The organism is Nocardia speluncae NBRC 108251 (assembly GCF_001613245.1).
Lineage (GTDB): Bacteria > Actinomycetota > Actinomycetes > Mycobacteriales > Mycobacteriaceae > Nocardia > Nocardia speluncae.
The window spans coordinates 1-12,086 of record NZ_BDBZ01000030.1 but is presented as its reverse complement, the minus strand read 5'-3'; the positions used below and the strand labels follow the sequence as shown (position 1 = coordinate 12,086).

Here is a 12,086-nt window from a genome sequence, read left to right as displayed (position 1 = left end):
AACCCGGCTGGACACGATCGGCGCCCCCACCTGGGGCGCAGTCCTGCCGGTCCCAGCGCTAACGAACACCGGCGAGAACGATAAGTACAGTCTGATGATGATGAACGGCGACGACCCACGGATGCGCCGGGTGCCGCCGCAGAACGGAGCACCCGGACGAGGCCCCGCGCGCCGGCCCGCCCCACCCCCACCGCACGGCGGGCGGCCGCCGGTCGAACCGCCGCAGGTAATCCGCCGCGGTCCGGGCCCGCCTCGTGGCGGACGACCGACCGAACGCTATGAACCACCCAGGGCGTATTCACAGGCCCCCGAGGGACGGCAGGCCACCCCCGCGCGACCCCCCGCGCCGGGACGTGGCGGCAAACCCGGCCCGCGCACGCATGCACCCACGCAGCGGCAGGCGCCTTACCGCGAATCCGAGTACGCACCCACCCAGCGCCCGGTCCCGGATCGCGGTGGACGCAGGCGGCCACCGCCACCGGGCAGGAATGCTCCCTACGGTGGCGCCGCGCCACGGCCGCGCCGCCGCCGGAAACGTCATATCGGCCGATGGGTCCTGGTTTTCCTGCTGGTGCTGGTCACCGCGCTCGTGTACGCCGTCGTGAAACTCGATGGTTCGCTCACCCGGATCGACGCGCTCGGCGATTACGAGGACCGGGTCGGTAATACCGCGGGTACCAACTGGCTGCTGGTGGGCTCGGACAGCCGGGCCGGCCTATCCGACGAAGAAGCCCAGGGCCTGGCCACGGGCGGTGAGGTCGGTGACGCGCGCACCGACACCATCATCCTGGTGCATATCCCGCCCTCGGGTCGCACCACCTTGGTGAGCCTGCCGCGCGATTCCTATGTCGGGATCCCGGGCTACGGCCAGGACAAACTCAACGCCGCCTTCGCTTTCGGCGGAGCGCCCCTGCTCACCCAGACAGTGGAGATCGCGACCGGCCTGCACATCGATCATTACGCCGAGATCGGTTTCGCCGGTTTCGCGGGCGTGGTGGACGGGCTGGGCGGTATCGATGTGTGCGTCCCGCAGGCCATCAACGATCCGCTGGCCGGGATCGATATCCCCGCAGGCTGTCAGGAATTGAACGGCCCCGAGGCGCTCGGCTTCGTACGCAGCCGGGCCACCGCACTCGCCGATATCGATCGGATGAACAATCAGCGGCTGTTCCTCTCCGCATTGCTGGAGAAGGCGACCAGCGCGGCTACCCTGGCCAACCCGTTCGCACTGTGGCCCATGGCCAGTAATACCGCGCGTTCGCTGACCGTCGATTCCGACGACCATATCTGGGACCTCGCCCGGCTGGCCTGGTCGTTGCGCGGCGACACCCTGGCGACATCGGTCCCGGTCGGCGGATTCACCGATACCGCGAGCGGCAACGTCGTGTTGTGGGCGAAGCCCGATGCCAGTCGTTTCTTCGAAGCGCTGGCCGATGGTGATCCGATCCCGGCGGAGCTCACCACCGAGTGAGCCCACCGGGCCCGGGAACGTCCCCGTTCCGGCCCGGCCCCCGGGCCCATCCGCAGGCGCGCGATAATCGATTCATGCACGACAGCGACCTGGCCCAGCCGTTCATTGCCCTGCTACGGGCCCAGGTACAGCACGGGCTCACCGCTTCGCAGCAGTATCTGGCCGCGGCGGTGTATTTCGATATCCAGCGGCTGCCACGACTGGCCGCGCATTGCTATGGGCGGTCGGAACAACAGCGCGGGCATGCACTCAGGATCGTCCAATATCTGATCGATAGGGACCTCGAGATCACCATCGGCGGCCTCGGTGAGGTCCGACAGACCTTCGAATCACCTCGTGCCGCAGCGGCTTTCCTACTCGCCCGCGAGCAGACGCTGACCGATCAGGTCACCGAACTCGCCAAGGTGGCCCGGGAATGGACGGATTTCCTGGGTGAACAATTCATGAGCTGGCTACTCGAGTGCCAGCAGCAGGATGTGGCCGGTATGTCGACAGTGCTGGCTGTGATCGATCGCTCAGCCGGCAATTTGTTCGACGTCGAGGACTTCGTGGCCCGGGAACTGCCCGCGGCCGCACCGCAAACGAACAGTTCGGTGCCGAAAATGGCCGGAGCCGGCAGAAATAAATAAGGCAACACTATCCTTATTCGAATAAGGCAACACTAGCCTCATTAAGGCTGCACTTGGATGACATAGCCTCTTTCCGGCATTAATGTCAAGGCATGTCCAATCATCCGGAGAGCCCCCGCAGCAAATTCCATGGATTGCTGCACGATCAGATTCGGCACGAGTTCAACGCCGAGCACCAGTACATCGCCATCGCCGTGTGGTACGACAACGCCGACCTGCCCCAACTGGCGAAGCGGTTCTACGCACAGGCGGTCGAGGAACGCAATCACGCGATGATGATCGTCCAGTATTTCCTGGACCGGGATATCAGCGTCGACATTTCCGGCGTCGATGCAGCAAAGTCACATTTCGAGAATTCCCGTGAGCCGATCGCGCTGGCACTCGATCAAGAGAAGACTGTTACCGACCAGATTGTTCAGCTGGCGAGCACAGCCCGCGAAGAAGGCGATTACCTCGGCGAGCAGTTCATGCAGTGGTTCCTCAAGGAGCAGGTCGAGGAAGTCGCGAAGATGACCACGCTGATGACCGTCGCCGACCGCGCCGGTTCCAACCTGTTCGACCTCGAGGAGTTCATCGCCCGCGAGATGAGTGACGACCCGACCTACGCGCCGGGCTCGCCCTCGGTCGCAGGCGGCCACATCTGATTACTGAACAGTCCGCCCCTACCCGGTGACCGCCGCAATGCGGACAACTCGGACGGGGCTCGTCGACTGTTTCCCGGGTGATGAATGGGAGCATCGGCCGTCCCGGCCTACTGCGCCGAGGTCGGGCGGCCGATGCTCCAGCACGTCAGCCGGCGCCGGGTCGTGTGTCGGCTGACGTTCGTCGCCGGGGGTTCCAGAAACGGCGACCCCTGAAACCTAGCGGAGATCAGCTTCGGAAAGAAGGGTTTTTCGGAAATTTCTCCGTTTTATTCAGCGGAGGGTCACCTGACGCGACCGCAGCCCGTCCCGTGAACGCCGCTGCTCCGAGGTCAACGGGGCGTCGACCGCCAGCGCTTCGGCCAAACGCTCCCCGAATTCTGTTGCCGGGGTAGACCATTCGCTCACATGACGCTCGGGATCGAGATCGAAGACCGGTACCAGCAGTCCGTGAGTGCGGAACGAACCGGCGAACCGCGACCCCGCACCGAGATGCAGCCCGCCCGACGCGTGCAACCGGGCCAGCGCCAGCATCAGATCATCTTCCGACTCCGGCCGGACCCAACGCAGATGAGCCTTCTCACCGGCGTCCACCCACCAGGGCGCGCCGATCGCCTCGGGGCCCAGATCCAGCCGATCCGAGGGCATGATGGCCTCTTTGGCCTGCTCGATGGTGGCGGCGATCTGCGGATCGGGCTGCACCCCTTCCGGCACCCACCAATCGAAATCCTGGTGCACCACCAGATCCAGCGCCGCATCGGCCACTATCACATCGGAAAGTGCGGGCCCACCCGGCGCGGCATGCGCCACGGCCAGCGAATCACCGGGTTCGGCGGATTGCGCCCACAGAATCGAGGCCGCGATATCGGCGGCCGGATCGGCCGTCGGGGCCTGCACCTGGACACCGACGTATCCGGCCGGTGTCTCGCCGGCGCGCACCAGCGCCGCCACCGCACCCGGCAGCACCGTCGCCAGGACTACCGGGCGCTCGGCGGCGACACCGGGAGCAAGCACCGGCTCGGCGGTCGCCGACGGTACGAACTCGCGCAGCGCGACCAGATCACATTCGGCGGCCAGTCCCTCGAATGGACGGGCGACGGCAGTTTCGGCCTCCTGCAACGCCGCCCGCCGCTCGGCCAGACGCTGAGCCCGGTTGCCGCCGGGTTTCGGACTATTGCGTTTGCTCTTACCCACGGCTGGTCAAATTACACGGCATACCGGCCCACCGGCGGCAGGCCACTCGATATCAGCGGTTGGGGAGTAACCCGGATCAGCGATTGGCGAGGACAGCCTTTGCCCGGCCCGGGTGATTCGTCGCCACCCAGCTCACTCCGAGATCCGCGCACAGCGCTATATCGTCGGGTTCGTCGACAGTCCAGCAGTAGGTCGCCCGGCCGGCCGCGGCGGCCCTGTCCACCAGTTCCGGGTGCTCTCGCAGCGTTTTCACCGAGGGACCCACAGCGGTCGCACCCACGGTGGTCGCCGCACTACCGCCCAGGTAGCGGGAGGATTCACCGAGTAGCACGGTCGGCAGCAACGGCGCCGCCCGGCGGATCCGCCAGACAGCAGTGGCCGCAAACGACATCACCACAGCCCGCGAATGGGCCGCCGACGCCGGGGTCGCGATCCCGAACCGCTGCAGTTCGGCCAGAACTTTGTTCTCCACCAGCGACCCGTATCGGACCGGGTGTTTGGTCTCGATGAACAGTTTCGTCGGACGGCTGCGCCAATCCAGCACCAGGCCGATGAGTTCGCTCAAAGTGAGCACACCGGCCGGGGACCCGTCACCGAAATCCAGTTCCTTGAGCTCGGCCAGCGTCAGTTCGCTGACCGAGCCGGTACCGGTGGAAGTGCGGTCCACCGTGCGGTCGTGCACGCAGACCAGATAACCGTCGCGGGTGAGCCGCACATCGCATTCGACCCCGTCGGCGCCCTCTTCCAGCGCCAGTTCGTAGGCTGCCAGCGTATGTTCCGGACGTGCCGCCGAGGCGCCGCGGTGTGCGACCACGAACGGCGCACGCGGGCCCTGGACCGACTGGTCGCTGTGCTCGCTCACTGGGCCACAACCTCCTGTGCTGCTCGGCCGGCACCGTTCCGGGATTCTGCTGACGCGGCGTCCGGCGCCGTGCTCACCGTAGCGGCACCGCCGGGATGCACCGGTTCGATCAGCGGGGTGGCCGGGTCGACGGCCACTACCCAGCGGTGGGCGAGCCGGTCCCGGCCGTGTAGATCGCGGCCCTCGACCGTGCGCACGACCCACAGTGTCAGCACGGCGATGGCGGCCGCGACGAGATCGGTCAGCGCAGTGAAAAGCACGCCGTCGGCCTGGGACTGCAGCGAATCGGCGGTCCGCCAGTAGAGAGCCGAGACGGCGAGCAGGCCGCCCAGGACCCATACCGCCCACCAGATCCGCACCGCCTGCAACGGGCGCGGGTCACCGCGTTCGGCCAGTACTTCCGAGAGGAAGACGCCGGGCCCGATCAGGTTCACCACCGGAATCAGGCAACCCAGCGCGAGTATGCGCGGTGAACGCGGGTCCCGGCGGCCGGTCGCGGCGAAGGTGGCGCGACGCAGCTCGATCAGCCAGCCCAGCGCGGCCACCGCGGCGACCAGCGCCATGATCAACGCGAAAAGCGCGGCGGTGTTCACGAGCGCGTCGGAGAACCACAGCAGCAGCGGTTCGATCAGTCGCGTGCGATTACGCAGCAGAATCAGGTACCGGCCGAGTTCGGCCACGGCGGCGAGGCCGAACAGCACTGCGGTGGCGAGCAGCGCGGTGTACACCCAACGGGTGAGCGTGCTCAGCGGGCGGGGTTGTTCACACGCCTCGGCGGCTACCGGGCGGTCCTGCAAACCCCAGCGCGGAATCTCGGTGTATCGGGGTGTCGCCGTGGATGCCCGGCCCGTTCCAGCGGTACGGCCGGAACGGTCGAGACGACCGGGCCGGCGGGCGACCCAGCGGTAATTACGGCGCTGTGGCGGCGCATCGATCGGGCCCGGGGACAGCAGAACACCGCGGCACCGCGGACACCAGTGCATCGGCGCACCCCGCACCGCCCAGCGTGTACCGCAGCGGGCACAAGGCTGCACCACCGTACTCACCGCGCACCTCGCAATTCGTCAGTAGATCGTCGCGGGCCCGGGGCCCTCGCCGGCCAGCGGACGGCCGAGCTGCTGCCACGCCACCATGCCGCCTGCCACGTTGACCGCTTCGTATCCGATGTTCACCAGATACTTGACCGCCTCCATCGAGCGACCGCCCTGCCGACAGATGACATACAGGTCGGCGTCGGGATCCAGTTCGCCGTAGCGCGCCGGGATATCGGACAGTGGGATGTGCACGGCACCCGGCGCACGGCCGAGCTGCCACTCGTCGTCTTCTCGCACATCGAGCAGGACGGCGGCAGCCGCCTCCGCCTGCCCGGGCGGCTGATCGAATTCGGCCGGTACGGCCTCGACCGATACCGACGGGACCCCGAAGCTCGTCACGTTACTGATCCTGCCACAACCGCCGGTACCGCCGCCGGGTCCGGGGCGAGCGCCCGCGGGTACACCCGCCCGTCACCGGCCAGTGGCCCACAACTGTCCGGACCGAACCGACACGCCGGGCGCTGCCGGGGATTCGCCGGATCGGGATACCGCGTCGATCCGCTACCGGGACGGCCACGTTCGAAGACGGTCTCGTGATGAGTAATATGCATAATTCGCGCCACGCTCGGGTGTGATCAGCTACCATTCAGCGCACCATTATCCCAGGTTCCCCGGATCGACGGCTCGACCTGCGGTAACGGTGGACCCGAACGGCCGATCCGGTACTCCCCTCCAAAAGATCCCGGAGCGGCCGTCCGGCCACCGCATCGTGCCGCGCCCCGCCGCGACCGATAACCAGTTGGACGCCGCCGGCGCCGAATCGGTTCCACCGGAACCGGAAAAATGAAAAATCCCCTGATCCCCGTGCTGATCTCGGTAATCTGGCGCCATGACATCGACCAGGGGGTTACTCGACGAATTGGACAAAGCCGGTCTCGACAAAGCGCTCTCGGAGGCCGGCTGCCTGGGATCGACAATCGATTCCGAGGCAAAACGACTAGTACTCGACCTCGAGATACTGAGCCTGCCGGAGCAAATCACCGGCATCGCCACCGGCGACGCCACACCGGGCACCCACACGGAACGGGTGCAGCTCACGTTCCACGGGGTCACCAGAATTGCCGCATCGTTGCGGGTGCAGCGGTGGGACGATCTGGAACCGCGAATCCTGCCGCTGGAGCTCACCGGCCTCGACGCCGCGGTTGCCAGTTTCGGCGGTAGCCGGCTACACGGCTGGGAATTCGTCGACCTGGACGACAGCAGCTGGGCGCTGTGGAGCGAACTGCTCAGTTTCGACACCACCATCGACACCCGGAGCTCCCGGCATGTCCTGGAGTTCTCCCAGGAAGAAGGAGTCGATCCCCGGGAACTCGATATCCGGGTCTGGTTCGATTCGGTTACCGCACACCGCGCCGACGGGGAACCCATCCCGCTGCCGGACCTGGTCGCCGGTTCGCAGCGCTGGTGGGCCGCTCACGACAAGGGCGACCCCCGCGCATCGCATCCGGGTATCGCCCCACCGTTGTGACCCATCGCCCGGCGGTTCGGAGTAGGGACCGCCGGGAACCGTTTGTCGCGCCGCGGCTTCCGCTCGTCGGGTAGCGCGCATCTGCCGAATGAGAGGCGGGATGCGGCGGCGGGATCGTCACAGGAACGGAACAAAAATGGTCGGTTTCCGTCCGATGTGGAATGGTGGGGCGTCGGGGCGAGTTGGACCGATCGGGTGTACGAATGGTCGGGAGCATCCGGTACAGGACGCGCTCGACCCGACAAGGAAGGGACATCGTGGCTGAGTACACGCTGCCAGATCTGGATTACGACTACGCCGCCCTGGAGCCGCATATCTCCGGGCAGATCAACGAGATTCACCACTCGAAGCACCACGCGACCTACGTCGCCGGGGTGAATACCGCGCTGGAGAAGCTCGAAGCCGCGCGCGAAGCCGGTGATCACGGCGCCATCTTCCTGAACGAGAAGAACCTCGCTTTCCACCTCGGTGGTCACGTCAACCACTCCATCTGGTGGAAGAACCTCTCCCCCAACGGCGGCGATAAGCCGACCGGTGAGCTGGCCGCTGCCATCGACGACCAGTTCGGTTCGTTCGACAAGTTCCGCGCGCAGTTCACGGCCGCGGCCAACGGCCTGCAGGGCTCCGGCTGGGCGGTGCTCGGCTACGACACCCTCGGCCAGAAGCTGCTGACCTTCCAGCTCTACGACCAGCAGGCCAATGTTCCGCTGGGGATCATCCCGCTGCTGCAGGTCGATATGTGGGAGCACGCCTTCTACCTGCAGTACAAGAACGTCAAGGCCGACTACGTGAAGGCCTTCTGGAACGTGGTCAACTGGGCCGACGTCCAGGAGCGTTTCGCCAAGGCCACCAGCCAGGCGAAGGGCCTTATCTTCGGCTGACCGTCGGCGGTCATGTTTATCGGCTCGAATTCCGGCCGGTGAACGGCATCGCGCACCGAGCCCGCGGATCTTCGGTCCGCGGGCATTTCGGCGTCTGCGGGCGAGCTGGCACTCTCTGGTACTTGTGTGCCAGACAACTTCTGGGAGATGCTCGAACTTCACATAACGGGCGGTATGAGCAAGCCAGGCCCGAAGGCGGTAACGAAGCGTAACCACGCAGAGCCTTCGCTCATACCCAGTAGATACAGACGGGCAAGGCCGCCCCGGTATCCGTACGGGAGGCATCATGCGCGGCAACGATCGAATCGGCGTGACGCCGTTCCACGCCGGCGGATCACTGCGCGGTTTCGTGATCTCCGGCCGCTGGCCTGACACGACCAAAGAATGGTCACAGTTGCTGGTGCTCGCGGTACGCGTGGCCTCCATGCCCGGCCTGCTCACCACCTCGACGGTCTTCGGAGTACGCGAGGACCTACCCGACGATCCGGCACCCGATACGGTCGGGCTGGTGCTCGCGGAAGGCCCGGTACTGGGCGAGGAGAGGGTGCAACCGGGGCTTTTCGGCGAACACACACCACCCGCCCTGTTCATGCTGCACCCCCCGGCGGAAACCAATCCCTCGCTACCGGAGTGCTCCGGGGCCGCCTCCGGGTGCGTACTACTGCCGGGCCTGCCACACCTCGGGCTGGAACACCGCGCCGCCTGGGCCGAGGCCGAAGCGGACGGAACGATCACTTCCCTGGTCAGCAGGGTCGGGCTGGATCCGATCAGCGATCCCGATACCGCCGTACTGGCGATGCTGCTGGCCGCCTGAGCGGCGGGCCGAGCCCGGGCAGGAGACCGGGCTCGCGTGGTAACTGCACCAGCCGCTTCAGGCCGAATGCGGCCGACCCCTGATCACTGCAGTTTCGACAAAACTTCCGTGAGCTTATCCACGACGGCTTGCTGACCCGTTTCGAGTCGGGCCTGCCCGGCTTCGAGCCGAGCCTGCCCGGTTTCGAGCCGAGCCTGCCCGGCTCGCAGATCCTGGACGTCGGCACGCAGCTTGGTCTGCCCGGCTTCGAGCCGAGCTTGGCCGGTCCGCAGATCCTGGACGTCGGCATGCAGACTGCCGAGCTCCCCCACAACCGCGTTATGGTTGCTATCGATCCGAGCTCGAAGAACCCGGACAGATTCCGGTTCCCGATCGCGCTCGTTGATTATCTGCACAACCTGGGCTTCCAGGACAGCCAAGCGGTTCTCGATCGACATCTGAGGTGATCCTCTCGTCGGTCGGTAGTGTACCGATCGACCCCACGGACCATGCCTACGTCCGGTCTCACGGTTCGTGGTTCTCTGATAATCCGGCCCTTCAGTAGCCGGAAGCATTCCCGCAACCCGCAGGACGCCCGGCCCGGACGTCGAGGGCCCCTGCTTCGACCGAGGGCTCACGATCGGATTGCTGAAGTGATGCCATAAAACCGTTCCGGATGACCGGGCAACAGTTATCAGGCTCCCCTAACTATGCCGCTACCTTACCCAAACTTATTGCCGGAAGCCATATTTCGCTGTTGCGTAATTGCGACACCGACGCCGATGCGATAGAGTTGCCGACAGCGAAGGGGAGTAGCCCCCAATCACGCGGTCGACATACTGGCCACGCCGCCCAGCGGCGGGTCCGGTCGCGTGAACCGGCACCCCGGTGGGCGAGACCTTCGGCCGGACAACTATCGCGTTGCCGGCCGGAGGCAACCTGTATCCGGCCGGTGAACCGGAGGATCGGGAGCCCCTCGGATGATCGCCACCATCGGACTCGCCATCGGTATCGTTTTCCTTGCCGAACTGGGCGATAAGTCCCAGCTCATGGCGTTGACCTTTGCCCTGCGTTATCGCTGGTGGGTAGTTCTGGGCGGTATCACTGCGGCCACCGCCGCCGTTCATGTGCTTTCGGTCGCCATCGGGCATTTCCTGGGCGCGGCCCTGCCCACCACGGCCATCGCCTGGGTCGCGGCGGTGACCTTCCTCGCAGTCGGCGTATGGACGCTGCGCGAACTCGCCGGCGACGACGACGGCGAGCCGTCACCTCCGAGGTTCGCCACCGCCGCGCCCTTCCTCGTGGTCCTCTCCGCGTTCCTGCTGGCCGAACTCGGCGACCGCACCATGTTCGCCACGGCCGCGCTCGCCACCGACAACAATTGGGCCGGTGTCTGGCTGGGATCAACCATCGGGATGGTCGCGGCCGACGCGCTCGCCATCGCCGCGGGCATTGTGCTGGGCAAGCACCTACCCGAACGAGCCATCGGATTCGGTTCGGGACTGCTGTTCCTTTTCATCGGCGCACTGACCGCCCTGAACACCGCGGCCCCGGCGATCGGGCTGCCGGCGGCGATCGCTCTCGCGCTGGCGGCGCCCGCCGCGGCCGCCCTGACACTGTGGTGGCTGCACACCCGCCGGATGGCCCGGGAAATGATGGTGACCTCGGCAGACACCATGGATGCCGATGAGCGACGAGTCGGCGGGCAGCACTAGCATCCGGTGACCGATCGACGCAAGGGGACCGTCCACGCCCACGGCGCATCCACGGGCTAGGGTGCAATTGACGTTAGGCCAACTGGCTTGTCACGAACGAGAGGACCATCGTGGAGATTTCGGGTTCCGCCGCCATCGTCACCGGGGGCGCGTCCGGTCTGGGCGCCGCCACTGCCAAGCGTTTCGCCGATCTGGGCGCCACCGTCTTCGGGCTCGACGTACCGCAGTCGATCGAGCGCGCCGGCGACAATGTCCCCGACGGGGTCACCCTGCTCGCCGCCGATGTCACCAGCCACGACGAGGTCGCCGCCGCGGTCGCCAAGGTGGTCGAATCGGGTACCCCGCTGCGTATCGTGGTCAACTGTGCCGGTGTCGGCTGGGCCGGGCGCATCCTGTCCAAGAACGGCCCGCACGATCTCGAACTGTTCCGCACGGTGATCACCGTCAACCTGCTGGGCAGCTTCAATGTCATGCGGCTGGCCGCCGATGCCATCGCCAAGACCGACGCGGTGGACGAATCCGGGCAGCGCGGTGTCGTGATCAACACCGCCTCCGTGGCGGCGTTCGAGGGCCAGATCGGCCAGATCGCCTACTCGGCGTCGAAGGGTGGCGTACACGGCATGACCGTTCCGGCCGCCCGTGACCTCGCGCAGTTCGGTATCCGCGTCAACACCATCGCCCCCGGCATCATCGACACCCCGATGCTGGCCGGTGTCACCGAGGAATACCGCCAGGGCCTCGAGGCCGGTGTCCCGTTCCCGTCGCGGCTGGGCCGCCCGGACGAGTACGCACAGCTCTCGCAGTACATCGTCGAGCACGACTACCTCAACGGCGAGACCATCCGCATGGACGGCGCCCTGCGTATGGCGCCGCGGTAGCCTCCCCCAGCCGATACGACGCCCGCCCTCCGAAGCCGTAGGGCGGGCGTTCGTCCTGCCGCGGCAGCGGAGAACTAGCCGGCGCTCCCCGTGGGGAGCCGGAGCCCGTTCGGACGCTCGGCCCGCCATGCGTCGCAGATCGCGCGATCGGCCCATTCCCGATCCACACCGTCCGCACGGCAACCCTGGTGCGTGTAACCCTCACGATCGAGGCCGAGCCGGTCGTATCCCTGTCGGTCGTATCCCTGACGGTCGTAGCCCCACCGGTCGTAACCGTAGCGATCGAAACCGCTGCGGTCATAGCCGAAGTCGTCGTAGCCGTCGGCATCGAAGGGCTCGTCCGGACCGGGTACGACACAGTGTGGGGCGTGCTCGGGTATTCCGTTGGGGCAATCGGCGGGTAGCGGCGGCCGCACGGGCGTCGTGGTCGGCGGCACGGGCGTCGTGGTCGGCGGCACGG

At 66.6% G+C, this 12,086-nt stretch carries 13 protein-coding genes and 1 pseudogene; 9 read left to right on the top strand and 5 right to left on the bottom strand.

Translation table 11 applies throughout. From position 1 onward, the window contains the following. The first annotated feature begins 100 nt into the window (after positions 1-100). The 3 genes from NS6_RS22690 (at position 101) to NS6_RS22680 (ending at position 2,744) form a co-directional block, all read left to right on the top strand. Complete coding sequence (locus NS6_RS22690) at positions 101-1,471, top strand: LCP family protein (RefSeq protein WP_084471332.1); 1,371 nt, start codon at positions 101-103, stop codon at positions 1,469-1,471. Between the two features lie 74 nt (positions 1,472-1,545). Further along, positions 1,546-2,100 carry a ferritin gene (locus NS6_RS22685; RefSeq protein ID WP_068044983.1) on the top strand — a complete coding sequence of 185 codons (555 nt, stop codon included), beginning with the start codon at positions 1,546-1,548 and terminating at the stop codon, positions 2,098-2,100. Between the two features lie 92 nt (positions 2,101-2,192). Beyond that, the gene (locus NS6_RS22680; RefSeq protein ID WP_068044982.1) at positions 2,193-2,744 is read left to right on the top strand and encodes a ferritin; all 552 of its coding nucleotides are present in this window, start codon (positions 2,193-2,195) and stop codon (positions 2,742-2,744) included. Between the two features lie 270 nt (positions 2,745-3,014). Here NS6_RS22680 and NS6_RS22675 read toward each other — a convergent pair whose 3' ends face one another. From NS6_RS22675 to NS6_RS22660, 4 genes are all read right to left on the bottom strand, one after another. Beyond that, positions 3,015-3,935: a DUF5926 family protein gene (locus NS6_RS22675; RefSeq protein WP_068044981.1), complete on the bottom strand. Its 921-nt coding sequence runs from the start codon at positions 3,933-3,935 to the stop codon at positions 3,015-3,017. Positions 3,936-4,011: 76 nt separating this feature from the next. Continuing rightward, a complete protein-coding gene (locus tag NS6_RS22670; RefSeq protein ID WP_068044979.1) occupies positions 4,012-4,797 on the bottom strand; it encodes a glycerophosphodiester phosphodiesterase in 786 nt (261 codons plus the stop codon). Beyond that, the gene (locus NS6_RS22665; protein WP_218024280.1) at positions 4,794-5,843 is read right to left on the bottom strand and encodes a DUF4328 domain-containing protein; all 1,050 of its coding nucleotides are present in this window, start codon (positions 5,841-5,843) and stop codon (positions 4,794-4,796) included. Before NS6_RS22665 ends, NS6_RS22670 begins: the two co-directional genes overlap by 4 nt. 18 nt (positions 5,844-5,861) lie before the next feature. Further along, complete coding sequence (locus tag NS6_RS22660) at positions 5,862-6,230, bottom strand: rhodanese-like domain-containing protein (protein WP_068044975.1); 369 nt, start codon at positions 6,228-6,230, stop codon at positions 5,862-5,864. 490 nt (positions 6,231-6,720) lie between these two features. Here NS6_RS22660 and NS6_RS22655 point away from each other — a divergent pair, with 490 nt between their 5' ends. The 6 genes from NS6_RS22655 to NS6_RS22630 all read left to right on the top strand — a co-directional run bounded on the left by NS6_RS22655 (position 6,721) and on the right by NS6_RS22630 (position 11,626). Next, positions 6,721-7,359, top strand: coding sequence for a hypothetical protein (locus NS6_RS22655; protein WP_068044973.1), 639 nt, complete (start codon positions 6,721-6,723; stop codon positions 7,357-7,359). 257 nt (positions 7,360-7,616) lie between these two features. After that, positions 7,617-8,240 carry a superoxide dismutase gene (locus NS6_RS22650; protein ID WP_068044971.1) on the top strand — a complete coding sequence of 208 codons (624 nt, stop codon included), beginning with the start codon at positions 7,617-7,619 and terminating at the stop codon, positions 8,238-8,240. A gap of 286 nt (positions 8,241-8,526) precedes the next feature. Next, positions 8,527-9,054: a peptidase gene (locus NS6_RS22645; protein WP_068044969.1), complete on the top strand. Its 528-nt coding sequence runs from the start codon at positions 8,527-8,529 to the stop codon at positions 9,052-9,054. A 128-nt stretch (positions 9,055-9,182) separates the two neighbouring features. After that, on the top strand, positions 9,183-9,500 hold the full coding sequence (locus NS6_RS34900) for a hypothetical protein (RefSeq protein ID WP_157112896.1): 318 nt from the start codon (positions 9,183-9,185) through the stop codon (positions 9,498-9,500). Between the two features lie 513 nt (positions 9,501-10,013). Then, positions 10,014-10,748 (top strand): TMEM165/GDT1 family protein, encoded by a 735-nt coding sequence (locus tag NS6_RS22635; RefSeq protein WP_068044966.1) that lies wholly within the window; start codon positions 10,014-10,016, stop codon positions 10,746-10,748. Between the two features lie 110 nt (positions 10,749-10,858). Next, complete coding sequence (locus tag NS6_RS22630) at positions 10,859-11,626, top strand: SDR family NAD(P)-dependent oxidoreductase (RefSeq protein WP_068044965.1); 768 nt, start codon at positions 10,859-10,861, stop codon at positions 11,624-11,626. Positions 11,627-11,700: 74 nt separating this feature from the next. Here NS6_RS22630 and NS6_RS22625 read toward each other — a convergent pair. Next, positions 11,701-12,086 (bottom strand): annotated as a pseudogene (locus NS6_RS22625) (hypothetical protein); the annotation flags it as partial.